Genomic DNA, 23260 nt, shown 5'->3' with positions numbered 1-23260 from the left:
GCTCACCCGTGTGAGGGCGCGGCGGCTCTGTCCTGCTGCCGCCAGCGCTGGGGACTCTGCCCGAACCAGCGCTTGAAACTGCGGGTAAAGGCCGCCAGTTCGGAGTAGCCGAGCATGGCGGCAACGTCAGTAAGACGGTAGTAAGGGTGGCGCAAATAGGTGATCGCCTGTGCCTGCCGTACCTCATCGACCAGCATCTGAAATTGTGTCTCCGCCTCCGACAACCGGCGCTGCAGCGTGCGGGTGGAGTAGCCAATGGATTGTGCCACTGAACGTAAGGAGCATTCGTCCGCCGCAAGCGTCAGTGCAATCACGTGCTTGACCTGATTGAGCAGGTCATCCTGGTGTCGTTGTTCCAGATAGTGGCGCAATTGCCGGGGTAACAAATTGGCATCGTTGTGTATGGGCTGGGTCAGGATGCTGGCGTCAAATACCAGTGCCAATTGGGTGTTGCTGAACCCGAGTACACAGTGGAAAAAATCTGTGTACGGGCGCGTATTGGCGGGCTCGGCATGCTGAAAATACGCGGCCCGGGGCACCCAGTCCCGGCCACAAAAAATGCGGATCAAATCGTACGCGAGCGACAGTCCATGATCCTGAAAAGTGACGGTCTGGCTTACCTTGGGAAAATGCCCGTGGATGGAAAACGTGGCCAGAGGACCATTGGTGGTCAGGCGTAAATCCACCGTTTGTACGATCATCGGTAAATGCCGTTGGAACACCGCCAACGCCTCGCCCACCGTTCTGCATTGGCTGGTCATGGTCGCCAACGGGCCGAATATGTGCAGGCCCTGGCGTTGTGCCAGCGCCAGGGCAAAGTGGGGGCACTGCAGGCGATTGGCTGCCAGCATCAATAATTGATTGTGCAGGTCGAAGGGAATCAGCGTGTCGGGCAGCCCGAGCAGGCTGATATCAAGCCCCACCGTTTGAAACAGCGGTTTGGGGTCTACACCGCGCTCCTGCAGCAAGTCACAGTAGCCTTCCAGGAAACCGTTACTGATTAGGGGGTAATGCATGGCGCTGACACTCGCGGCTCAGAAGTCCCGTTTAGACCACATAATGAGCAATATTGGCGCATAATATCAATTGTTTGGCGCCAAAGGTCAAATTGATCCCGGCGCTGGCGCTAGACTGTCTGGCAATGGGCGAGCCTGTGGTCGTTTGGATGGCTTGTATTACTTAAGCGAACTGGAGAATAACAATGACCAAGCGTTTCGATTACGTAATTGTCGGTGCGGGTTCTGCCGGCTGTGTACTGGCCAACCGTTTATCAGCCGATCCGGATGTGCAGGTGTGCCTGATAGAGGCGGGCGGCAGTGACCGCAACCCGCTGGTATACACCCCCATGGGCGTAATCGCCGCGCTGGCGGGTGGCCTGTTCAACTGGAAATTCAATACCCCACCCCAGCCCACCATGGGCAATCGCGAAATCTATTGCCCGCGTGGCAAAACGCTGGGAGGCAGCAGCTCCATCAACGCCATGCTGTACGTGCGAGGACAGGCCGAGGATTACGATGCATGGGCGGCGGCAGGCAATGCAGGCTGGTCCTTTCAGGACGTGTTGCCCTATTTCCGCAAAGCCCAGAACCAGGAGCGTGGCGAGAATCAGTGGCACGGGGTTGGCGGTCCGCTCAACGTGGCTGAAATCCGTAACCATCACCCCTTGTGCCAGGCGTTTATCGATGCCGGTGCCGAAATGGGTTACCCGCGCAACGACGACTTCAATGGTGCCAGCCAGGAAGGCTTTGGTTGGTACCAGACCACGCAGAAAAACGGCCAGCGCCACTCGGCCGCTGCTGCCTACCTGCACCCGGTGTTGGCTGAGCGACGGAACCTGACGGTGATGACCCATACCCGTACCCACAAAATCCTGTTCGAGGGCAAGCGCGCGGTGGGCGTGGAAGTGGAGCACGACGGCAGCCTTTACACCATTCATGCCGATCGCGAAGTCATCCTCTCCGGTGGCGCTTTTGGTTCGCCCCAGTTGTTGTTGCTCTCGGGTGTAGGCCCCGCCGACAAGCTGGCTGCCCACGGTATCTCTCAGGTGCATGAGCTGCCCGGTGTGGGTGAAAATCTGCAGGAACACGTGGACGTGCTGGTGGTCGCCAAAGATAAAACCGCCACCTCGTGGGGGGTATTGCGGCCATTGCAGATGCTGCGCAATGTGCGCGATTTGTTCCGCTATATTTTCCGCCGGGACGGCATGTTGTCATCCACCATTGCTGAGGCCGGCGCCTTTATCAAAAGCGATGACAGTGTACCCACGCCCGATTTACAGCTGCACATTACCCCGCTGGCAATGGATGACCACGGCCGTAATCCCGCCTACTATTTCAAATACGGCATGAGTGTTCACGTGTGTTATTTACGCCCACACAGCCGCGGCAGTGTGGCATTGAATTCCGGCAACCCGGCAGACGATCCCAGAATTGATCTGAATTTACTGAGCGATCCGCGCGATACCCGCGCCATGGTCAAGGGCGTAAAAATCCTGCGCGATTTGTTCCGCGCCCAGTCACTGGATTTCAGTTTTGATGGCGAAATCGATCCGGGCGATAAGCTCAACAGCGATGCGGAAATAGAAACCTTCCTGCGCATGAAAGCCAACCATGTGTACCACCCGGTGGGCACGTGCAAAATGGGCAGTGACGCTATGGCCGTTGTGGATGCTGAACTGAAAGTGCACGGTCTGGACAACCTTCGGGTAGTGGACGCGTCGATTATGCCCACCTTGATCAGCGGAAACACCAACGCACCCACCATTATGATCGCCGAAAAAGCGGCCGACATGATATTGCAATCTGGCGCGACAGCGGCGATAGAAAGCGCGGCCTGATTTTGGCGTAAATTGCTAAATTGTTGGCGCCCCGGGTCAAATCCGGGCGCCAGAATCCTTTAAGAATAGTACTCCCGATAACGATAATGATGAGAGTACGGCATGAAAAAATTACCCCTCGTTCTGGCCATAGGCATCAGCAGTTCGCCGTTGATGGCGCAGAATCTGGTTTTGGAAGAAGTCACTGTCACTGCGCAAAAACGTCCCCAGACGTTGCAGGAAGTCCCCATATCCGTATCCGCCCTGGATCAGGCCCGCATGGAAGATGCCGGCATTCAACGCTTTGAAGACCTGGCCGCTTACGTACCCAATTTTGCCGTGGTGAAAGACCCGGTGGGCGACAAAATCAATATCCGCGGTATTCAATCCGGCAATCAGGCGGGCTTTGAGCAATCAGTGGGCACATTTGTCGACGGCGTTTACCGCGGTCGTGGCGTGCAGTCGCGTTTTGCGTTTCTGGACGTGGAGCGGGTAGAAGTCTTGCGCGGTCCGCAGGGGACCTTGTTCGGTAAAAACACCATCGCCGGCGCACTCAATATCACCACTGCCAAGCCCACCGAGGAATTTGAAAGTGAACTGAGCGCGGGTTATACGCCGGAATTTGAAGAGTCGTTTGTCAAAGGTCACGTGTCAGGTGCGCTATCCGATACTGTGCGCGCACGCGCGGTGATTCAGGACCGGCGCATGGACAAGGGCTGGATGGAAAATGTCCACTACAGCCACGACGTGCCGGTATCCGAAGAAACCGCCGGACGCATCAGCCTTGAATGGGATGCCAGCGACAACACGCTGGTGACCGCAAAAGCCGAGCACGGCAATTTTGATGTACAGGGCCTGCCCTGGGATATTCTGGTGGCGGGCAGTTTGTCTGCGTTTGGCGTTGAAGGTGGCGCGAAATACCGCACCGATATGGGCAATACCGTGCGTCCGCCGTTTGAGTTCTTTGGCCAGTCGCCCGCTAACCCAACCGGGTTTGCCAACGACTCCAATGGCGTAATGGATTTTGGTTCCAACAATACCATGAAAGGTGATACTACAGAGGCCTCGCTCACCGTTGAGCATCAGCTGGCATCGGGCCATATCCTGACCTTTGTGGGCGGCTATTCTGCCTATGAATACGATCGTTACCTGGACGCTGACTTTGGCCCGCTCAATGCGGTGCGATTTGATGACAGTGAAACCTTCGATCAATCCAGTGTGGAGTTGCGGCTTGCGTCGGATGTGGGCGGGGACTTTGAATACATTGTGGGTGCGTTTTATCAGCAGAACCATCTCGAGGCCGACGGCCTGAGCTATTTCAATGCCGGGACGTTGCAGCCATTGCTGAACGGCGCCTGTTTTAATGGCCTGACCGCGTTAGGCGCGGACTACAACAGTGTGTTCGTGTCGGGTGATGCAGGCACTACCGCGGCGCAAACCGCCGCGGCAATCGGCGCCGGATTTGGACAAGGGGCGGCTATTGCCAACGCCTGCGGCCAGGCGGCGGCGTTTGATCCGTTGGTCAAGGCGGGTATCAATGGCGGCAACCGCTATCTGATGTTGGACCAGGATAGCCGCACCTGGGCGGTGTTCGCTCAGGGTACTTATCACCTTACCGACAGCACCCGCTTGACGGCGGGCTTGCGCTATACCGCCGAGACCAAAGAGGCGAGCCATGTAGCCTACGCCACAGACTTCAGTGAAAACAATAAAACCGCAACGGCCAATCCGTTTGTTATTGGTCTGGCGACCGCGGCCGGGGAATTCACTCCACATAACTTCAGCAAAGATGATCCGGGTATGTCGCGCGATGAAAGTGGTGTGACCTGGTCGCTGAATCTGCAACACGACCTGAACGACACCACGATGGTGTATGGCTCGGCCTCTACCGGTTTCAAAGCCGGCGGCTTCAATAGTTTTTACACCGGATTAACACAGGGGCAGGGCGCTGATTCGAATGACGTGGCGTTCGATGAAGAGCGCGTGATCACCTTCGAAATTGGTTCCAAATTGCGTTTGCTGGATGGCGCTGCAGAACTCAACGCCGCGATCTTCCATACCCGGTTTGACGACCTGCAGGCGGCCATTTTCACCGGTGGCACCACCTTCGAAGTGCAGAACGCGGCCAAGGCTACCAGCCAGGGGGTTGAACTGGATGGTCGCTGGCGCGCCACTGAAAACCTGACCCTGATGGCGAGCCTCGGCTACGTGGATTTCACATTTGACGCGTTCCCCAACCAGGCCTGTACGGCCGCGCAATTTGCTGCCGCTCGTCAGGCGGCCTATGAGGCCGGATTGAGTCTGGGCGGGGCTGCCGGTCTCGGTGCAGCCGCCGGTGCTGCCATGCTGTACAACAACGGCTCCTGTGCGGCAGCCGGTATCAATGACCTGGCCGGTGGCACATCGGAAAACACGCCCCAATGGACCGCCTCGCTGGCCACCCAGTATGTGAAGCCAATCGGCCAGTATGATCTTACTGCCAATGTGGATTTCAACTGGATGGATGAGGTCTATCGTTCAGGGGATTTAGACGCCAATGCGCTGCAGGATGCCAGTCACAAGCTTAACGGCGCGTTGATCTTTGGTCCGCAGGACGGGCAGTGGGATATTTCACTGATCGGTAAAAACCTCACCAACGAGACAGTGGTGAGCTATGTCAACGATACGCCCCTGTTCAATGGCACCTTCCAGTACATGGTCGAAGCCCCGCGTTCGTTTGAGCTGCGCGGCCGCTACCGATTCTGACCCGGTTTTCGTGTGATGTTTTTACGGGGGCTCTGCCCCCTTTTTTATGCCTATCAAGACAAAATTTGCCGGAACTCTTTCGCTCTCATATTATCCAATAGCTGAACGCCAACAGGAGAGTGCTATGAAAGTCTGGAAAACCCTCGTTATGCCCTTGGTTGCCTGCTGTGTGTTGGCGATTCCGCAGGTCCATGCGGATGCTCCGGCAGGGATGGAAAAGGTCAAGGTCAAGCGCCTGGACACCGTGTATAAAAAGCCGGATGTGGATTGGTCCCGCTACGCGGGTATCTATGTCGAGCCGCTGGATCTCACCGGTGTAGAGATTAAATACCCGCGCGATACCCACAAGCGCGATCAGAAGCCGCTGTCGGAAAAAGGTATTGCTCAATTGAAAGAGCTCTACCAGAAAGCGTTTACCCGTGAATTGTCGGAAGACGGTTTTCTGGTGGCAGAACCCGCCGCCAAAGAAGGTGCGCTGGTGCTGAAAGCCCGGGTGTTGGAGATTGCGCCCACTTATGTGCCCGACAGTCTGATGGAAACCAGCGGTCGCAACCGGGTGTACGCCGAAACGGCGGGCAAAATGACCATTCAGTTTGATTTTGTGGATGGCAAGACTGGCGAGTTGCTGGTGCAGGCCACGGATAAACGCGAGCCCACCCGTCAGTGGCGCGAAATCAACTCGGTACAGGTGCGGTCACAGGTAAACCAGCTGATGGGCTCCTGGGCGCGCATTGTGCGCACCAACATCGAGGATGTCATCCAGCCCCAGGGCGAGTAACATATTCACGGAACCGAATAACCTAGGGATAACTCAATGCAAAAATATCTTCTGGCGGGATTGGCCACATTACTGCTCAGTGCCTGCGCGTCTCAGCAAGCGCCCCAGCCCGACGCTCAGGCCAAGGAAAAAGCGGATCTGGCGGCTTTTTCCGTGGTCAGCGTGACCGACCCTGAATTCAAGCCCAACCGTGGCGACACCATCAGCTGGACTGCCGATGTGGTGTTTGTCGGCGAAGAAGAAACCGCGGAAGACAGCCAGGGCGTCGAGTTAATCCAGGCCGATATCGAGAAAAACCTGACCCGCAAAGGCTATACATTGGGCCATGGCGTGGACGTGGACTATCGGATTATTGCCGTCGTACAGGTGGGCGATGAGAAGCTGAGCGAAGAAATGCGCGAATTGTTCCGGCTCTATCCCAGCCTGGGTCGCGACAGCCAATTGCACAAGGGCATGCTGATTGTGGCTGTGGCGCGCCCCGGTAGCGTGCAGGCCTTGTGGCGTGGTGCCATTAAAGTGTTCCTGGACGAAGATCACCTGCTTAGCGATGAGCAGCGCCGTGCACGTCTGGACCTTGCGGTACAAAAGGTCATGAGCTCAATGCCAAAAGCACTGTGATTTTATGATTGGATGAACCATTCAGCCAAAGGCCGCTTTACAGCGGCCTTTGTGCTCTTTAGACTGCCTGCCAACTTGCGGGGTGCCCGGCATAGCCGAGCTGAGATAGACCCGTTGACCTGATCCGGTTAGTACCGGCGTAGGGAACAAGGCCAGTCCGGGGTGATACACCCATTTTTCTTGTTCTTGAAGCCGCTGCTCGTTTTGCGAGGGCTTCATGTCCATTGTCCAAAACCCGCAGCCCGTGCTTCTCAGCATCGCAGGCAGCGATCCGTCTGCCGGTGCGGGAATCCAGGCTGATTTAAAAACCGCTGCGGCCTTGCAGGTCTACGCAGTGACCGCCGTGTCGGCGTTGACCGTGCAAAACAGCCTGGGCGTGACTGAAGTACACCCAGTGCCGCCAGCGGTCTTGCGCGCGCAAATCGAATCCTTGTTGGTCGATCACCAGATCGCTTGTGTCAAAGTCGGCATGCTGGCCGATCCGTCACAGGTGGCATGTCTGAATGCGCTGAGGCAGCAACCGGTACTTGCCCGCGTGCCCTGGATTGTGGATACCCCCTTGCGCGCCAGCGCGGGTTGTCCGCTGTTTGCGGGCGCGCCCGACCAGGCCTACGCGCGCTTGTTGGCGGGCGCCACGCTGATTACACCGAATTTGCAGGAAGCCGCACAGCTTACCGGCCAGGCCGTTGCGCGCGACGACAACGACATGCTGGTCCAGGCCACCACATTGTTGCAGCAGAGTGCTCAAGCCGTGTTGCTCAAAGGCGGACACCGGGCTGATCAGGCTGTGGATTTGTTGCTGCAACCGGGTGCAGCGCCCGTGTGGTTTCGCGCACCGTTGATCAATACCCGCAATAGCCATGGCACCGGTTGTACGCTGGCGAGTGCCATTGCCGCGTTTCTGGTGCGCGGTCAACCGCTCGCACGTGCAGTGGCCAGCGCCATCACATTTCAACGCGCCTGTCTGGCGCGGTCCAAACATTACGCCATTGGTGATTTTGACGCAGGAAAAGGCCCGCTCTGGCATTTTCCCGATCCCCTATACCCTCGAGAGGAACACGATGAACAGCATGACTGAACCCAAAAAGTTGTCCGATGTGGCGGCTGTCGACCAGGACTCGGTGCAACCTTTTCCCAACTCGCGGAAAATTTTTGTGCAGGGAACCCATGCGGGTATACAGGTGCCCATGCGTGAAATCAGCCTAGCGGATACGCCCACCGATTTTGGCGGCGAAACCAATCCGCCCGTACGCGTTTATGATACCTCTGGCCCCTACACCGATCCGGCCGTGGCGATTGATGTGCGCAAAGGTTTGCCCGATGTGCGCGGTCAGTGGATTGAGGCGCGCGCTGACACCGAAAGGCTTGCCGGCAACAGCTCTGCGTTTACCAATGTCCGGTTACAGGATGATGAACTGGCCGCGTTGCGGTTCGATCATCAGCGCCAACCGAGGCGCGCGCTGCCGGGTAAAAATGTGAGCCAGATGCACTACGCCCGTCAGGGCATCATCACGCCTGAAATGGAATACATTGCGATCCGCGAGAATATGAGCCTGCAGCAGGCCAGGTCGTTAGGCGTGCTGGAACAGCAACACGCCGGTCACAGTTTCGGTGCGGCCATACCCGACGAAATCACGCCGGAATTTGTGCGCAACGAAGTGGCGCGCGGGCGCGCCATTATCCCCGCCAACATCAATCACCCGGAGTTGGAGCCGATGATTATCGGGCGCAACTTTCTGGTGAAAATCAACGGCAATATCGGCAATTCTGCGCTCGGTTCCTCCATCGAAGAAGAGGTGGCCAAACTGACCTGGGGAACCCGGTGGGGCGCCGATACCATCATGGATTTATCCACCGGTAAAAACATTCACGAAACCCGCGAGTGGATCATCCGCAATTCGCACGTACCCATTGGCACGGTGCCGATCTATCAGGCGCTGGAAAAAGTCGGCGGCATAGCCGAAGACCTGACCTGGGATATTTTCCGCGACACATTGATTGAGCAGGCCGAGCAGGGCGTGGATTACTTCACTATTCACGCCGGTGTACTGCTGCGTTACGTGCCGCTCACCGCCAAGCGCGTGACCGGCATTGTATCGCGCGGCGGCTCCATCATGGCCAAGTGGTGTCTGGCGCATCATCGGGAAAACTTTTTGTACACCCACTTCGAAGATATTTGCGAGATCATGAAGGCCTACGACGTGTCTTTCTCGCTGGGCGACGGCCTGCGCCCCGGTTCCATTGCCGACGCCAACGACGAAGCTCAGTTCGGCGAACTGGAAACCCTGGGCGAATTAACCAAGGTGGCCTGGCAACACGATGTACAAACCATGATTGAGGGTCCGGGGCATGTGCCCATGCACCTGATCAAAGAGAACATGGACAAGCAATTGCGCGAGTGCGGCGAGGCGCCTTTCTACACACTGGGTCCGCTCACCACCGATATTGCGCCCGGCTACGACCACATCACCTCCGGCATCGGCGCGGCCATGATCGGTTGGTATGGTTGCGCCATGCTGTGCTACGTGACGCCCAAAGAACACTTGGGCTTGCCCAATAAAGCCGATGTGAAAGAGGGCATTATCACCTACAAAATTGCAGCGCATGCGGCCGATCTCGCCAAAGGGCATCCCGGTGCGCAATTGCGCGACAATGCCCTGTCGAAAGCCCGGTTCGAATTCCGCTGGGAGGATCAGTTCAATCTCGGCCTGGATCCGGATACGGCGCGCAGTTATCACGATGAAACCTTGCCCAAGGAATCGGCCAAGGTGGCGCATTTCTGCTCCATGTGCGGCCCCAAATTCTGTTCGATGAAAATCACCCAGGAAGTACGCGACTACGCCGCCGCCCAGGGCATGGCGGCTCCGAAAGAGGAAGTGGTGAAGCTGCTGGATGTGGAAGCTGAAATGAAAGCAAAAGCCCGGGAATTCCGCGCCCAGGGTTCGGAAATCTATCGCAAGGTGTAATACACTCAAGTAATTGCAGGCGAGGGAGAGCGACATGGTATCTGGCAAGAAGATGTACCAGGGATTGTTGACGGTCTTTGTGCTGTTGGCTGCGTCGGTATTGCTGGCCTGGTGGTTCTCGCTCGCCGCGGCCCGGCATGAACAGGCTCAGCAACTCGAGCGCTTCGTTATGCAGACACAGGCCCGGGTGAGCAATCTTTTGCGTGGGTTGGAAAAAACCGAGCGTGAACTCAATGCACTGACAATGCCTTTGTGCAGCGTGGAGATGCGTCGTCGACTACGTGAGCTGGTGTACGATCACCAATTTGTCCGGGAAGTGCTGGTCACACGTGAGGCGCAAATCCAATGTTCCAATATGCTGAGTCAGCTGGGGCAACCGGTGGATTTGCCGCCGCACGATTTTGTCGGGCGCGAAGGTAACCGGATCTGGATGCCTGGCAGTGCGCCCTTGGCTGCCCACGCCGAATATCTGTATGTATCCTTTGGGCACTTCATTGTCGCAATCCATCCTTCGCACCTGATCGATGTGGTGCCAGACCATCCCCAGCGCAATCTGGCATTGCTGATAGCCCAGAACAACGAATTCCACGTGCTGGCCTCCTGGCCCCAGTTCCCGGTTAGCAACGGTGCGCGCTATGACCCGCTGGAGCCCCTGCCGGATTGGCTGGCGGCAACGGCGGGTGACGCATTTTTGCAGGTGGTGGCGGTGGAGCCGCTGGTGTACATACGCAAAGGTGCGGAAAATTATTTTGTGTATTTGCTGGTGTTGTTCTGTGCTGGGTTCGGTGCCATTGCCTGGTGGGTCCGGCGCTGGTTACAAAGCCGTTATTCATTACTGGGGGTGATGGACGACGCGATTGAAAATGGCGAATTTGTTAATTATTACCAGCCAATCGTGGAATTGGCGACGGGGCGGATTACCGGGGCAGAGGCTCTGGTGCGTTGGGTCAAGCCGGATGGCAGTCTGATCCGGCCTGATCTGTTTATTCCTCTGGCGGAGGAGAGTGGAAAAATTCGCGGCATCACACTTCAGGTACTGGAGAATCTCGAGCGGGATCTGGGCGCTGTGTTGCGCGCCCGCCCGGATCTTTATGTGTCGATCAACGTGACCGAGCCCGACCTCACCGACGATGTGTTTTTTGATGCGCTGGCGGCAACGTGCTCGCCTGGAAGGCTGCCTGCCGGACAGGTGAGGATTGAATTGACCGAACGATGCCTGATAGATTCCGCGCAAGGTGTCGCCCGTGTCATACGCCTGCGCGAGGCGGGACACGCGATCTATATTGACGACTTTGGCACCGGTTACTCCAGCCTCAGTTACTTGCAGAAATTCCCGCTTGATGTGCTGAAAATCGACAAGGCGTTTGTGGATGCCATGGATACCGAATCGGTCACTGGCAGTGTGGTGCCGCACATCGTCGGCATGGCATCGGCACTGGGCTTGCACACGCTTGCAGAGGGCATTGAGCAAGAAGGTCAGCGAGCGCGTCTGAGTGCCATGGGGGTGCAATATGGCCAGGGCTGGCTGTTTGATAAACCCTTACCGGCGGAACGATTTATAGAAAGGGTCAGCGATGAGTAAACCGCAGTACGCCAAAGAAGATGTGGAAATCCAGACCCGCCAAGCGGGTTACCAGGGCTTTTTCCGGCTGGATCTGATCAAGCTCCGGCACCGGCTGTTCAACGGCGGGTGGAGCCAATGGTTTTCGCGGGAATTGTTTGTCCGTGGGCCGGCGGTGGCGGCCATTTTGTACGACCCCGCGCTGGACCAGATCGGCTTTGTGGAGCAGTTCCGCATCGGGGCTTTGAGTGAGCCCACCGGTCCCTGGTGCCTGGAGGTGGTGGCGGGTATCAGTGAACCCGGCGAAACACCGGAGGCGGTGATCGGCCGTGAGATACAGGAAGAAGCCGGCCTTACGCCACACAAACTGATCCCAATTTGTAACTATCTTTCCAGTCCGGGCGGTTCGGATGAGAAACTGCATCTCTACTGTGCGCTATGCGACCTGAGTGCCGGTGGCGGCGTTTTTGGTCTGCCCGAGGAGAACGAGGATATCCGCCTGCATGTGGCGCCCGCCGCCGAGGTATTCGCCAACCTGTACACCAGCCGTTTTAACAATGCCGCTACCCTGCTGTGTTTGCAGTGGCTGCAGCTGAATCATCGCGAAGTGAGAGCTGGCACACTGTTATCGCGCTAAAAGGGTGAGTTTGCGCCCAAGCTGTGCCATGCTTAGCCTGAATTTACGGGGATTTCGGGAATTTATGGCTCAAATGGCCCATCTTGCACAGCGCCGTCGCTACCAGGTCGATCTGGTTGCGCAACAGGCTATGGGCGATATGAACTATTTACGCCTGTGCAAACTCCTGCACGACCTCGACACGCGCGATCAATGGTGTTTCTCCATCTGCCTGCCCGTGGGGCATGACTGGCATGTGTCGGTGAATGTCGAAGAACGTGCCAGATTTACTACCACCGTGCTACTATCCCGTCATCAGGGGCCCTGCCGCTGGACCCAGAGTCCAACGTTGAAAGTGCGCATGTACCACGATGCCCGCATGGCGGAAGTGGTTGCCTGCGAGCGCCACAGGGTCAATCAGGGGCGCTACGAGTACCCCAATGGCAAAATGTATCAGGCCGATGAAAAGGCCCAGTTGAACCGGTTTTTGGGCGAATGGCTTGCGTTGTGCCTGGCGCAGGGTAAAGCCCCGGTAAACCTTAAATTGACCGGCTAGCCGCAACAGGATTGGCAGACCCAGAATGGATTTTCCGGACAACATCGCCTTCCCCGCCAACCGCCCGCTGCGGTTGTTGCAAATCACCGACTGCCACCTGGGCGAATACCCCGGCGAAGAGCTGTTGGGATTGAACACCGACGAAAGCTTCAAAGATGTTCTGGTGCGTCTGGCGCAGGACGATGCCGATCTGATTATCAATACCGGTGATGTTTCCAGCCATGGTCACGTGGGTTCTTACGCCCGCTATCAGGCGCTGCTCGATAAGGTGACCCGGGTGCCTCACGCCTGGATCCCCGGCAATCACGATGAGCCGTCTGCCATGTACGACGCGATGCCGGGCCAGCAACGGATCCGGTTGATTGATGCCGGCCAGTGGCAATTCATACTGCTGAGCTCGCATGTGCCCGGCCAGGAGTACGGCAATCTGGACCAGGCCGAACTGGCCTTTCTGGAACAGCAACTCAATGCCGATGCCCGGCCGGCATTGGTGTTTATGCATCATCAGCCGGTGCCCGTCGGCAGTGCCTGGATCGATCAGTACATCGTGCGCTCGCACCAGGCGTTTTTTGACATTGTGGATCGCTTCGCCCAGGTCAAAGGCGTTATCTGGGGGCATGTGCACCAGAATGTCGACCGGCCCCGCAAGCACATGCGCTTACTCGCCAGTCCCTCCACCTGCATCCAGTTTCTGCCCGACAGCGACGACTTTGCGCTGGACCCGGCCATGCCCGGCTACCGCTGGCTGGAACTCTATGCCGATGGCCGGTTGGAGACGGGCGTGGTGCGCATTGATCACAAAAACTACCCCATCGATTTCAGCTCGCCCGGCTACTGAGTTTCCCCAAACCAAGGTCTGACCATGCCGAGTGTGCTCTACATTCACGGATTTCTCAGTTCGCCCCGATCCGCCAAGGCCGTTGAAACCCAGCAGTGGTTGGCGCAACACAGGCCCGATCTGGCGTTCATTTGCCCCTACCTTCCTCCTTACCCGGACCAGGCCGCCAGCATACTGCTGGAATCTATCGAACAGGCCAGCGGCCCGGTGGGGGTTATGGGCTCATCCCTGGGCGGTTTCTGGGCCACCTGGCTGGTGGAAACGCAGGGCATGCGAGCGTTGCTGATCAATCCCTCGGTCAACCCGATGAAACTGCTGCCGCAGTTTATTGGCAGTGACGTGGAGAACTACCACACGGGCGACAGTTACCGACTGACGCAACAGCACCTGACCGAATTGGCGCGCTACCATCAGCCGGTCATCAAACGGCACGACAATTACTGGTTATTGGCCCAAACCGGCGATGAGACACTGGATTACCGGTTGGCCGTGGAAAAGTACCGCGGCTGCCGGCAAACCATCGAGCCGGGCGGGGACCACAGTTTTCAGGGCTTCAGCCGGTTTATTCAACAAGGAGTCGACTTTGTTACTCAGGACAATCCTTAGTGGCCTGATGTTCAGCGGGCTCGTGGTATTGCCCGCACAGGCAGAACTGAGCCCCATGCAGCAATGTCTGCTGGACAAGCTCGCGCTCGCCGCGGACGAGACCGAAGTAGGTGAATTGCGCACCAGCTGTGAGAACCTGCAGGCGATCAAAAAGCTCGATGATGAAACCGACCTTGAAGCGGCGTTGAAGCGGCGGCTGATGGCTGAAGAAGAGGCGTTGGAAAACCCGTTTGAAATTTCGGCGTACCGGCGCAACTACCTGTTAGTGGGGTCCTACAATCACACGCCCAACCGGGACATCTGGGCGCTGGATCATCCCGAGCAGGATATCAATCCCACCGAAGTGAAATTCCAGTTGTCGATGAAAGCCTTGGTGGCGCGCGGCGTGCTGGGTGGCAACCTGTGGGCTGGCTACACCCAACAAAGCTGGTGGCAACTCTACGCCGCAGATTCCGCGCCGTTCCGGGAAACCAACTTCGAGCCGGAATTGTTTCTGCGCTGGAAGACCGACGCCGAATTTGCCGGCTTCAATGTGCGGGGATTTGCCTTCGGTTATAACCATGAATCCAATGGCCGGTCGGGCGATTTTTCCCGCAGCTGGAACCGCCTGATGGGCAGCATGCTGTTTGACCGGGGCAATCTGGCCGTTTATCCGCGCATCTGGTGGCGCATCCCGGAAGATGCCGACAGTGACGACAATCCCGATATCGATGATTATCTGGGCTCCGGCGATATCACACTGACCTATAAATACGGCAGTAGCATCTTTACATCCTTGCTGAGGGGCAACCTGAAAAGCCTGGATAAAGGCGCCGTGCAGCTGGATTGGACCTTCCCCGTGGGCGGCCGGTTCAAGGGTTACGTGCAGTATTACTACGGCTATGGTGAAAGCCTGATCGATTATAACCATCGCAATCATCGCATCGGCGTCGGCATCTTGCTGAATGACTGGCTCTAGCAGGCAAGGGGTTTTTCAACTGCCTGCCAGGGCCCGCGTCTGCATGCCTCCGCTGTCGGTTAAGCATTGATCAGTGCCGATGGCGGCCGGCAGCGGCAGAGGCCATTTCCGAGCCGGCGCCCTGTGATATAGTGCGGCAATGCGCCGGCTCCGCCAGCCGGCCCCAGAATAACCACCACGCGGTATCCGATGTCGAACTACAACGCCCAAGATATTGAGGTCTTAACAGGCCTGGACCCGGTCAAAAAACGCCCGGGGATGTACACAGAAACCACCCGCCCCAACCATCTGGCGCAGGAGGTGATCGATAACTCTGTGGATGAGGCGCTCGCCGGCCACGCCAAGCAAATCGATGTCATCCTGCACAAAGATCACTCGCTCACGGTGGTGGACGATGGTCGCGGCATGCCTGTTGACCTTCACCCCGAACAGAAAAAACCGGGCGTGGAAGTGATTTTGTCCACCTTGCACGCGGGCGGCAAATTCTCCAACAAAAACTACCAGTTCTCGGGCGGTTTGCACGGGGTGGGTGTATCGGTGGTGAACGCCTTGTCGGAGCGATTGGTGGTGACCATCCGGCGCGATGGCGAAGTCCATCAGATCGAGTTTTCCAACGGCGAAAAAACCAAAGACCTGCACGTGGTGGATACCTGCGGTAAACGCAACACCGGCACCAGTGTGCACTTTTTGCCGAACCCGTCTTACTTTGATTCGTTTAAATTTTCTGTCAGTCGCCTGCGCCATGTTTTGCGCGCCAAAGCAGTCTTGTGCCCCGGCCTGAAAGTCACCTTCAAAGACGAGATCGCCGGTGAAACCGATGAATGGTTTTACGAGGACGGCCTGTCCGATTACCTGAATGCGTCGACTCAGGGTTGGGAAACCTTGCCGGCGCAACCGTTTGTGGGCAGCTTTACCGGCTCCACAGAAGGGTGCGATTGGGCCGTGCAATGGTTGCCCGAAGGTGGTGAAATCATTCAGGAAAGCTACGTCAACCTGATTCCTACCGCACAAGGCGGCACCCACGTAAACGGTCTGCGTACCGGTTTGTTGGACGCCATGCGCGAATACTGCGAGTTCCGTAATCTGTTGCCGCGCGGGGTCAAGCTGGCGCCGGAAGATATCTGGAACCCCTGCTGTTTCGTACTGTCTTACAAGCACCACGACCCGCAGTTTTCCGGCCAGACGAAGGAGCGGTTATCGTCGCGTGAGGCGGCGGCCTTTGTCGCAGGCGTGGCCAAAGACAGTTTCAGTTTGTGGCTTAATCAGCACACCGAAGATGGCGATAAACTCGCCGAAGTGTGCATCAGCAACGCACAAAAACGGGTGCGCTCCAGCAAAAAAGTGGCGCGCAAACGCGTCACCCAAGGCCCGGCGCTGCCGGGTAAACTGGCTGATTGTTCAAGTGGCGAACCCGAACGCGGCGAACTGTTTCTGGTGGAAGGGGATTCGGCCGGTGGTTCTGCCAAGCAGGCCCGCGATCGTGAATTTCAGGCGATCATGCCCCTGCGCGGAAAAATTCTGAACACCTGGGAAGTGGACTCGGCGGAAATTCTGGCCAGTCAGGAAGTGCACGATATTGCGGTCGCCCTGGGCGTGGATCCGGGCAGCGACGACCTGAGCGGATTGCGTTATCACAAGATCTGTATTCTGGCCGATGCGGACTCGGATGGTCTGCACATTGCCACGCTGCTGTGCGCTCTGTTTGTGCGGCACTTCAAACCACTGGTGATGGCGGGGCACGTGTTTGTAGCCATGCCGCCGCTGTACCGGATCGATCTCGGTAAAGAAGTGTATTACGCGCTCGACGAAGCGGAAAAGCAGGGCATACTGGATCGTCTGACGGCCGAAAAGAAAAAGGGCAAGCCCAACGTGCAGCGCTTTAAAGGTCTGGGTGAAATGAACCCACTGCAATTGCGTGAAACGACGATGGCACCCGATACCCGCCGCCTGGTGCAATTGTTCGTCGACAATGGCGACGACACCCTGCAGGTGATGGATATGATGCTGGCGAAAAAACGCGCGAGCGATCGGAAAGCCTGGCTGGAACAGAAAGGTAACCTGGCAGATATTGCCTGATACATGCCCAACGGAGGAAGCATGAACAAGTTAGCAACGTTATTGGTGGCCGCGGCCATGTTTGCTGTAGCAGGTTGCAGCAGCCTGCCTAAAGCCGACAGCGACTGGAATCAGGATTTCGATTTCAGCAAAGTCCACACGTACAACTTTATCGATCGTTCGAAGCTGCGCGACATGACGCCGCTGACCGATGACATCACCCGCAACCGCATCGAGAATGCGGTGGATAAATCCATGAAGCTGAAGCAATTCACGCTCGAGGCCGATAAAGCCAAGGCAGATTTGCTGGTGTCATACCACGTGACCACCAAAGACAAACAGGATATCCGCACCTACAACGTGGGGGTGAATTCCTGTTGGAATTGCTGGGGCCGTGGACCGGGCATGGGCATGGGTTACGGCACCGATGTGCGCGTGAACGAATACACTGAAGGCACATTGATCATCGATATGATCGATACCAAATCCAATGAAAGCGTCTGGCGCGGTACCCTGAGTGCAAAAATCAGTAACCTGAAAACCCAGCAAGAGCGGATTGATGCCATCAACTACGCGGTAACCACCATTCTGGCCCAATTCCCACCGGGCACCCAGCCGGAAAAATAATCGTTAATGGAACGAGATGCGGGCGCGTTGAGCGCCCGTTTGAGTATTGATGCTGCAATTCAAGATTATTCCCGTCACGCCCTTTCAACAAAACTGTTCGCTGATCTGGTGTGACCAGACCAACGAGGCGGCCTTGATTGATCCGGGCGGTGACCTGCACCTGATTGAGGCGGCGGTCGCGCACGTGGGCGTCACGGTCAAACAGATTCTGCTCACCCACGGTCACCTGGACCACGTGGGCGGCACTGCCGCGCTGGCGGAAAAATACCAATGGCCGATCATCGGGCCACACCGCGAAGACGCTTTCTGGATTGATCAGCTGCCGATGCAGGCGCAAATGATGAACTTTCCGCCGGTGGGAAATTTCACGCCGACCCGCTGGCTGGAAGCGGGCGAGCAGGTCCGGGTGGGCAAAGAAACGCTCGACGTTTTGTTCTGCCCTGGCCACACCCCCGGGCATGTGGTGTTTTTCCATCCCGGCCAGCAATTGGCCTGGGTGGGCGATGTGTTGTTTGCTGGCTCCATTGGCCGCACCGACTTTCCCCGTGGCGATTACAATACCCTGGTCAATGCGATCCGCACGCAACTCTGGCCATTGGGTGACAGCGTGCGCTTTGTGCCCGGACACGGGCCCATGTCCAGTTTTGGCGAAGAGCGCAAACACAATCCTTTTGTTGCCGATCACCGGTTTGGATAAGCCATGGAATCTATCTGGAAAAGCCCTGCCAGCCTTGAGCAATTGAATGACATGGGTCGCAATACGGCGGCCGAGCAATTGGGGATCGTCATCACCGAAGTGGGTCCCGATTTTGTCCGCGGCACCGTGCCGGTGGACAGCCGCACCGTACAACCCATGGGGCGCCTGCACGGCGGCGTGAGTGTGGTGCTGGCAGAAACCCTCGGTTCCATGGCCGCCAATATGGTGGTGGATACGGCGCAGTATTTTTGCGTGGGGCAGGAGATCAATGCCAACCATGTGCGCGGAGTCAGCCAGGGCCTGGTGACAGGGACCGCAACGCCGGCCTACATCGGCAAAACTTCCCAGGTGTGGGAAATCCGTCTGGAAGATGAACGCGGTCGACTGACCTGTATCTCGCGCCTGACCATTGCCGCCGTCAGACACGGCGGATGACCCCTTACCCCCTCACCATTGCCACCTCGGCGCGGCGCCGGACGCTGGCAATTCAGGTGCGGGCCGGGCAGGTCATCGTGCGCCGTCCGCGCGGTGTCAGCGATGCCGAAGTGCATGCATTACTGGTTCGCAAGTCGCGCTGGATCAAAGCCAAACTGCAATTGCAGGCCGAACGTCTGGCCACAGAGGTGGAGCACAGCTTTGAAACCGGTGACCGGTTTGACTGGCTTGGCCAGGCCCAGGTGCTGACCGTACAGCGCGGTCGTGAGTCGTCGTTACAGCACCAGCCGGGTGCAATCCATATCACCTTGTCGTCGCGCGCCCGTCGCGATGCCCGGACCTTGGTGCGCGAGCAATTACTGCAATGGTATGCGGACTGCGCCCTGCAGTGGTTTACCGAACGGGCGCCGGCGCTGGCCGCGCGTTTGGGTAAACGGGTCAGCCGGGTGCAGGTGCGGGTGACCCGCTCCAAATGGGGTCACTGTACCAGTCGGGCAGTGCTGCAGTTCAACCCGCTGATCATGCAAGCGCCTTTGCCGGTGATCGAATACCTGTTGGTGCATGAGGTGTGTCACCTGCGCGAGCCAAATCACAGTCCCGCGTTCTGGTCGCTGGTGGCCGAGCATTGCCCGGATTACAAAGCGTCGCGCCGGTGGCTCAAAGAGCAGGGCCATTCACTTTTTTTCTGAAACAGAAAGTTTTTTGACCCCTTGGTTCCACGCTTCGGTTATAGTAGCGGCGCATAATGATTCCGCACGAGATTGCCATGACTCCGCTCAGTGAAGACTTTGACGAAAACTACGATCGCTTCATTGTGGAAGCGACAGAGTCCGGTGTGGTCTGGGGTTTGGAAGGCGATGATGGCTTTGCGGTATGCCCGTCGGTCAAGCACGAAGACACCGACGTGATGCCCTTCTGGTCCAGCCGCGAATTAGCCGAAGCCGTGTGTGTGGATGAATGGGAAGTGTATTCTCCGGTCGCCATCGATCTGGAAGAGTTTCTCGACGATTGGCTGCCCGGCCTGCATCAGGATGTGATCCTGGTAGGTATTAACTGGAATGACGATCTGGAAGGCGCGGAAGAAGAGCCGCTGGATCTGCTCGAAGACATCGACGACGAGTTGTCCTGATTTCTATTGGCTGGTGCCTGCCAGCCACTGCGATTGCCACACTGCCAACACCGCGTCCGGTTCCGATTGAGCCGGCCCGCTCCACACTTTTTCACGCGCCGCATTGACCAATACCACGCGAGCTTCCTGTAACGCGCCGTACTGCCGCGCAACCACGCGCGCGTTGTACAGCTGTGTTGCCGGCGCCGGTGCTGCCGCAGGTTGCCGGCTGCTCGACAGCCAATACACCTTGGCGTGTTGCGCGTTCGCGGCTTCTACCCAGAGCCCGAGGGCCTGTTCGCAACTGGCGCGACAATGCGCCCCCGGAAACAACAGCACCGCGGCCCGGTTGTGGGCGTCATCGTAGAACGTCAGGCTGCGGTCATTGGCATCCGGCAGAATCCAGTTGGGTGCGGGGTCGGCCCACAGGCGAGCGGCGCCCGACAGGGCGATGAACAGAAAGAACAAACGCATGGCAAATTATCTGCTGCTGAATACAGCCCTTAGACCGGCGTTTTGGGACTGAAGTTCCCGGTCTCGATCAGCCAGCCGGCGTCGGGCACCACCTTGCCGATGATCGCAGCGTGGTAACCGGCGGCACGCAATTGTTCCAGCGCCTGCCCGGCCGCTGGCGGTGGCAGGGCAGCCAGCAGTCCGCCACTGGTTTGAGGGTCAAACCAGAGCCGGACCCGGGGATCGGCGAGCGCCTCGGGGGCGGCCAGCGCCGATTTGATGCGCAGGTTACTGTCGTACAAGCTGCTCACCCAGCCCTGGCTGATCAGCTCAAGTGCGCCCGGCAGCAGGGGCACCAACGCGGGGTTGACCCGCGCCGACACAAAAGACGCGCGCAGCATTTCGGTCAGATGGCCAGCCAGACCAAAGCCGGTCACGTCGGTGCAGGCGTGCGCGCCTTGGTCGAACAGTATGTGGCCCGCGGTGCGGTTGGATTGGGTCATGACCTTGAGTGCCTCGCTGATCCAGCGGCCGCGCGCCGCGCCCTGTGCGCGCGCGGCAAACAGACAGCCGGTGCCCAGCGGTTGGGTCAGGAGCAGGTAGTCGCCCGGTTGCAGGCCGGCTTTGGTCATCAGCCGTGATCCGGCCACCCCGTTAACCGCAAACCCCAGGCTCAGCTCGGCGCCCTCGCTGGTGTGGCCACCGGTCAGTTGGCAGTGGGTGGCGTTGAGCTCCCGCACCGCACCCTGCATCAACTGCCCCAGATCCCGTTCGCTGATGGCATCGGCCGCATACGGCAGCGTCACCAGTGCTTGCGCGGTGTGCGGCTGTGCATGCATGGCGTCCAGGTCACTCAGTGCATGCAAAGCGGCGATGCGCCCCTGTAACCAGGGATCGTCTATCACCGCACGAAACTGATCCACGCTTTGCACCAGCGTGGTATCGGCGGCGAAGCGCACGGCGGCGGCATCGTCCGGTTGGTCCAGCCCGATCAGCACCTCCGGATGCGTCACCGTCTCCAGTTCGGCCAGCGCCCGCTGCAGGATGTCGCCGCCCACTTTGGCACCACAGCCGCCACAACGCATGGCGAGTGCGCCGGGTGCAGGCGTTTTGTCATCCCACAGGCGCGCGTCCGGTGCACCGGTGCTTGCCTGCATGGGCGCTGTCAGGTTTTCGAACATGGCCATAAAGCGCCGGTCGATGCGGTCTTTCCAGCGCCAGACCCAGGACCCGCTGAAACTGGGCATAAAGCCGCCCGGCCGGCTTGCGAGCGCGCTGCCGTCGGCGAGCGAGAGCAGGCTGAGAAAACTGGTTTGGGCCCGGTAGGCAATCAGTGGCTCCGCCAGCAGGGCGGCGCGCAGATTGTGGAACAGCACGGGCGCCTGACGCACGGCGTAAACGCCGGCTTTGGGCCGGGGTTGATGCTGCAGGCTGACGCAATCGCCGGCACCGAACAGCCAGGGGTAACGCGGATTCTGCAGATGATCGTTCACCACCATAAAGCCGTTGCTGTCGGTGGCAATGTCTTGTCTGGCCAGCCAGTCGGGCGCCCGCACCGGCGTGCACAGCAGCAACAGATCAAACGCTTCGGTGTCGCCCCGCTCGGTCTCAAACTGATGAGGCTCAATGCGGGTCAGGCGTGCGCCTTCGTGCAGTTCGATGGCCCTGTGCGCCAGTGCCTGGCTGACTTTGCGCCGGAAGCCGGCGCTGTAGCCGCTGAGCAATTGACCGGCTGGAAAGTAAAGGCCGATTCGGGTGTCAGGCGCGCTGGCCCGCAGCGCAGCGGCCAGCTCCACCGCGGCCGCGCCACCGCCGGCAATGGCGATCGTTTGCCGGGGCCGCTCGGCCAGCGATGCCTGCATTGATTGCCAGCGTGCGTAGAACCGGCTGATAGGTTTTACCGGCACCGCCTGTTGGCTGCCGGCAATGGCCAGATCGGGCGCCCCGCCCACATCCACCGATAAAAGATCAAACGCCAGCGGCGGTCGGTCGTCAAAGGTCAGGGTTTTGTGCGCGCAATCGATACCCGTGGCGGCGGCGCGGATGAAGCGCGCGCCCGTCAATGCGCACAGGCGATCGAGATCGATGTGGGTCTGGTCAAAACTGTACTGGCCGGCAATCAGACCGGGGAGCATGCCGGAATAAGGCGTGTGGGGTTCGGGCGACACCAGCGTCAGGCGCACACCGGGCATGGGTTGCATCGCCCATTGGCGCAACACCAGGGCGTGGGCGTGGCCGCCGCCGAGCAGCACCAGGTCTTTGAGAATAGGAGAGGCGGGCATCATGGCCGCCGATTATAGCGGCCAGGCTGTGCTTGCGGCAGAAAACTTAGTGGGCAACCGCGTCTTCGGTCTGGAACAGGTAACCGTGCAGGATATCCACCATATTGGCATGCACGTGCCGTTCTAACGCTTCGAGCGAATCGAATGCCGGTGTAATGGGGTTGCCCTGGCTGGCGCGCAAATGAAACTGCGCCTTGTCGTCGATGACGCGCAAGCTGAAATCCATGCACAAGCGCATGAGATGAGGGAACACTGACTCCTGTCGGCTGGCAAACTGAACTTCCTTATTCTCTGACCCGGTTAACGCAACATGGGGCTGAGACATTGGCTGGACAACCTCTGGTAATTAGCTATGTGTAAGTAAGGCACTTAGGCTCGTTATTGTTCTGGGCCGCTTCGCTGACTGGTACGATCGTCTTATTCCAGTATGGTCTAGTCGGTCGAATTTCTTATGCGAAAAGCGGCTGGAACTGATACTAACACCCCAGAACAGAAACACAACAGGGACTTTGCAGTCAGTATAAAAAACAATAATGTTGCTCAAAA

At 58.2% G+C, this 23260-nt stretch carries 22 protein-coding genes and 1 riboswitch; of the genes, 18 read left to right on the top strand and 4 right to left on the bottom strand.

The window, feature by feature from the left end; all coding sequences use genetic code 11:
- Positions 1-2: 2 nt before the first annotated feature.
- A complete protein-coding gene (locus M5M_RS11040) occupies positions 3-1016 on the bottom strand; it encodes an AraC family transcriptional regulator (RefSeq protein ID WP_015047575.1) in 1014 nt (337 codons plus the stop codon).
- Positions 1017-1201: 185 nt separating this feature from the next.
- Between M5M_RS11040 and M5M_RS11035 the strand changes: the two genes are divergently transcribed.
- The 18 genes from M5M_RS11035 to M5M_RS10950 all read left to right on the top strand — a co-directional run bounded on the left by M5M_RS11035 (position 1202) and on the right by M5M_RS10950 (position 20000).
- Positions 1202-2836 carry a GMC family oxidoreductase gene (locus M5M_RS11035; protein WP_015047574.1) on the top strand — a complete coding sequence of 545 codons (1635 nt, stop codon included), beginning with the start codon at positions 1202-1204 and terminating at the stop codon, positions 2834-2836.
- 102 nt (positions 2837-2938) lie between these two features.
- Complete coding sequence (locus M5M_RS19550) at positions 2939-5560, top strand: TonB-dependent receptor (RefSeq protein WP_015047573.1); 2622 nt, start codon at positions 2939-2941, stop codon at positions 5558-5560.
- A 124-nt stretch (positions 5561-5684) separates the two neighbouring features.
- Positions 5685-6338: a DUF3313 family protein gene (locus tag M5M_RS11025; protein WP_015047572.1), complete on the top strand. Its 654-nt coding sequence runs from the start codon at positions 5685-5687 to the stop codon at positions 6336-6338.
- Between the two features lie 36 nt (positions 6339-6374).
- Entirely contained in the window at positions 6375-6956 is a 582-nt protein-coding gene (locus tag M5M_RS11020) for a DUF4136 domain-containing protein (protein ID WP_015047571.1), read from the top strand.
- Between the two features lie 68 nt (positions 6957-7024).
- Positions 7025-7120: riboswitch (TPP riboswitch) on the top strand.
- Between the two features lie 53 nt (positions 7121-7173).
- Complete coding sequence (gene thiD, locus M5M_RS11015) at positions 7174-8034, top strand: bifunctional hydroxymethylpyrimidine kinase/phosphomethylpyrimidine kinase (RefSeq protein WP_015047570.1); 861 nt, start codon at positions 7174-7176, stop codon at positions 8032-8034.
- Complete coding sequence (gene thiC / locus M5M_RS11010) at positions 8027-9922, top strand: phosphomethylpyrimidine synthase ThiC (protein ID WP_037433314.1); 1896 nt, start codon at positions 8027-8029, stop codon at positions 9920-9922. The genes thiD and thiC overlap by 8 nt, the downstream gene beginning before the upstream one ends.
- Positions 9923-9956: 34 nt before the next feature.
- On the top strand, positions 9957-11504 hold the full coding sequence (locus M5M_RS11005) for an EAL domain-containing protein (RefSeq protein WP_015047568.1): 1548 nt from the start codon (positions 9957-9959) through the stop codon (positions 11502-11504).
- Complete coding sequence (locus M5M_RS11000) at positions 11497-12120, top strand: NUDIX domain-containing protein (RefSeq protein WP_015047567.1); 624 nt, start codon at positions 11497-11499, stop codon at positions 12118-12120. Before M5M_RS11005 ends, M5M_RS11000 begins: the two co-directional genes overlap by 8 nt.
- A gap of 73 nt (positions 12121-12193) precedes the next feature.
- Positions 12194-12655, top strand: coding sequence for a DUF1249 domain-containing protein (locus M5M_RS10995; RefSeq protein WP_015047566.1), 462 nt, complete (start codon positions 12194-12196; stop codon positions 12653-12655).
- A 25-nt stretch (positions 12656-12680) separates the two neighbouring features.
- On the top strand, positions 12681-13493 hold the full coding sequence (gene cpdA / locus M5M_RS10990; protein WP_015047565.1) for a 3',5'-cyclic-AMP phosphodiesterase: 813 nt from the start codon (positions 12681-12683) through the stop codon (positions 13491-13493).
- Between the two features lie 24 nt (positions 13494-13517).
- Positions 13518-14099 carry a YqiA/YcfP family alpha/beta fold hydrolase gene (locus M5M_RS10985; protein ID WP_015047564.1) on the top strand — a complete coding sequence of 194 codons (582 nt, stop codon included), beginning with the start codon at positions 13518-13520 and terminating at the stop codon, positions 14097-14099.
- Between the two features lie 7 nt (positions 14100-14106).
- Complete coding sequence (locus M5M_RS10980; protein ID WP_015047563.1) at positions 14107-15057, top strand: phospholipase A; 951 nt, start codon at positions 14107-14109, stop codon at positions 15055-15057.
- A 189-nt stretch (positions 15058-15246) separates the two neighbouring features.
- Entirely contained in the window at positions 15247-17133 is a 1887-nt protein-coding gene (gene parE / locus M5M_RS10975; RefSeq protein WP_015047562.1) for a DNA topoisomerase IV subunit B, read from the top strand.
- A 21-nt stretch (positions 17134-17154) separates the two neighbouring features.
- Entirely contained in the window at positions 17155-17739 is a 585-nt protein-coding gene (locus tag M5M_RS10970; RefSeq protein ID WP_015047561.1) for a DUF4136 domain-containing protein, read from the top strand.
- 49 nt (positions 17740-17788) lie between these two features.
- Positions 17789-18436, top strand: a complete 648-nt coding sequence (locus M5M_RS10965) for an MBL fold metallo-hydrolase (protein WP_015047560.1) — start codon at positions 17789-17791, stop codon at positions 18434-18436.
- A gap of 3 nt (positions 18437-18439) precedes the next feature.
- Positions 18440-18871, top strand: a complete 432-nt coding sequence (locus M5M_RS10960) for a hotdog fold thioesterase (RefSeq protein WP_015047559.1) — start codon at positions 18440-18442, stop codon at positions 18869-18871.
- Positions 18868-19560, top strand: coding sequence for a M48 family metallopeptidase (locus M5M_RS10955; RefSeq protein WP_015047558.1), 693 nt, complete (start codon positions 18868-18870; stop codon positions 19558-19560). Before M5M_RS10960 ends, M5M_RS10955 begins: the two co-directional genes overlap by 4 nt.
- A 77-nt stretch (positions 19561-19637) precedes the next feature.
- On the top strand, positions 19638-20000 hold the full coding sequence (locus M5M_RS10950; protein ID WP_024330314.1) for a DUF2750 domain-containing protein: 363 nt from the start codon (positions 19638-19640) through the stop codon (positions 19998-20000).
- A 3-nt stretch (positions 20001-20003) separates the two neighbouring features.
- Here the strand turns inward: M5M_RS10950 and M5M_RS10945 are convergent, their stop codons facing one another.
- The 3 genes from M5M_RS10945 to M5M_RS20170 are packed head-to-tail and all read right to left on the bottom strand — an operon-like array spanning position 20004 to position 23039.
- Positions 20004-20453: a thioredoxin domain-containing protein gene (locus M5M_RS10945; RefSeq protein WP_015047556.1), complete on the bottom strand. Its 450-nt coding sequence runs from the start codon at positions 20451-20453 to the stop codon at positions 20004-20006.
- A gap of 29 nt (positions 20454-20482) precedes the next feature.
- A complete protein-coding gene (gene selD, locus M5M_RS10940) occupies positions 20483-22714 on the bottom strand; it encodes a selenide, water dikinase SelD (protein WP_015047555.1) in 2232 nt (743 codons plus the stop codon).
- A 46-nt stretch (positions 22715-22760) separates the two neighbouring features.
- A complete protein-coding gene (locus tag M5M_RS20170) occupies positions 22761-23039 on the bottom strand; it encodes a hypothetical protein (protein ID WP_016389358.1) in 279 nt (92 codons plus the stop codon).
- Positions 23040-23260: the final 221 nt, after the last annotated feature.

This window comes from Simiduia agarivorans SA1 = DSM 21679 (assembly GCF_000305785.2).
In the GTDB taxonomy this organism is placed as follows: Bacteria; Pseudomonadota; Gammaproteobacteria; order Pseudomonadales; family Cellvibrionaceae; genus Simiduia; species Simiduia agarivorans.
Note: the sequence above shows the minus strand (reverse complement) of the source record. Positions and strands in the feature narration are given on the sequence as shown.

Excerpts from the sequence above, each read along its gene's own strand:
- M5M_RS11040 (WP_015047575.1), bottom strand. The coding sequence starts at position 1,016 with ATGCATTACCCCCTAATCAGTAACGGTTTCCTGGAAGGCTACTGTGAC.
- M5M_RS11035 (WP_015047574.1), top strand. The coding sequence starts at position 1,202 with ATGACCAAGCGTTTCGATTACGTAATTGTCGGTGCGGGTTCTGCCGGC.
- M5M_RS19550 (WP_015047573.1), top strand. The coding sequence starts at position 2,939 with ATGAAAAAATTACCCCTCGTTCTGGCCATAGGCATCAGCAGTTCGCCG.
- M5M_RS11025 (WP_015047572.1), top strand. The coding sequence starts at position 5,685 with ATGAAAGTCTGGAAAACCCTCGTTATGCCCTTGGTTGCCTGCTGTGTG.
- M5M_RS11020 (WP_015047571.1), top strand. The coding sequence starts at position 6,375 with ATGCAAAAATATCTTCTGGCGGGATTGGCCACATTACTGCTCAGTGCC.
- thiD (WP_015047570.1), top strand. The coding sequence starts at position 7,174 with ATGTCCATTGTCCAAAACCCGCAGCCCGTGCTTCTCAGCATCGCAGGC.
- thiC (WP_037433314.1), top strand. The coding sequence starts at position 8,027 with ATGACTGAACCCAAAAAGTTGTCCGATGTGGCGGCTGTCGACCAGGAC.
- M5M_RS11005 (WP_015047568.1), top strand. The coding sequence starts at position 9,957 with ATGGTATCTGGCAAGAAGATGTACCAGGGATTGTTGACGGTCTTTGTG.
- M5M_RS11000 (WP_015047567.1), top strand. The coding sequence starts at position 11,497 with ATGAGTAAACCGCAGTACGCCAAAGAAGATGTGGAAATCCAGACCCGC.
- M5M_RS10995 (WP_015047566.1), top strand. The coding sequence starts at position 12,194 with ATGGCCCATCTTGCACAGCGCCGTCGCTACCAGGTCGATCTGGTTGCG.
- cpdA (WP_015047565.1), top strand. The coding sequence starts at position 12,681 with ATGGATTTTCCGGACAACATCGCCTTCCCCGCCAACCGCCCGCTGCGG.
- M5M_RS10985 (WP_015047564.1), top strand. The coding sequence starts at position 13,518 with ATGCCGAGTGTGCTCTACATTCACGGATTTCTCAGTTCGCCCCGATCC.
- M5M_RS10980 (WP_015047563.1), top strand. The coding sequence starts at position 14,107 with ATGTTCAGCGGGCTCGTGGTATTGCCCGCACAGGCAGAACTGAGCCCC.
- parE (WP_015047562.1), top strand. The coding sequence starts at position 15,247 with ATGTCGAACTACAACGCCCAAGATATTGAGGTCTTAACAGGCCTGGAC.
- M5M_RS10970 (WP_015047561.1), top strand. The coding sequence starts at position 17,155 with ATGAACAAGTTAGCAACGTTATTGGTGGCCGCGGCCATGTTTGCTGTA.
- M5M_RS10965 (WP_015047560.1), top strand. The coding sequence starts at position 17,789 with ATGCTGCAATTCAAGATTATTCCCGTCACGCCCTTTCAACAAAACTGT.
- M5M_RS10960 (WP_015047559.1), top strand. The coding sequence starts at position 18,440 with ATGGAATCTATCTGGAAAAGCCCTGCCAGCCTTGAGCAATTGAATGAC.
- M5M_RS10955 (WP_015047558.1), top strand. The coding sequence starts at position 18,868 with ATGACCCCTTACCCCCTCACCATTGCCACCTCGGCGCGGCGCCGGACG.
- M5M_RS10950 (WP_024330314.1), top strand. The coding sequence starts at position 19,638 with ATGACTCCGCTCAGTGAAGACTTTGACGAAAACTACGATCGCTTCATT.
- M5M_RS10945 (WP_015047556.1), bottom strand. The coding sequence starts at position 20,453 with ATGCGTTTGTTCTTTCTGTTCATCGCCCTGTCGGGCGCCGCTCGCCTG.
- selD (WP_015047555.1), bottom strand. The coding sequence starts at position 22,714 with ATGCCCGCCTCTCCTATTCTCAAAGACCTGGTGCTGCTCGGCGGCGGC.
- M5M_RS20170 (WP_016389358.1), bottom strand. The coding sequence starts at position 23,039 with ATGTCTCAGCCCCATGTTGCGTTAACCGGGTCAGAGAATAAGGAAGTT.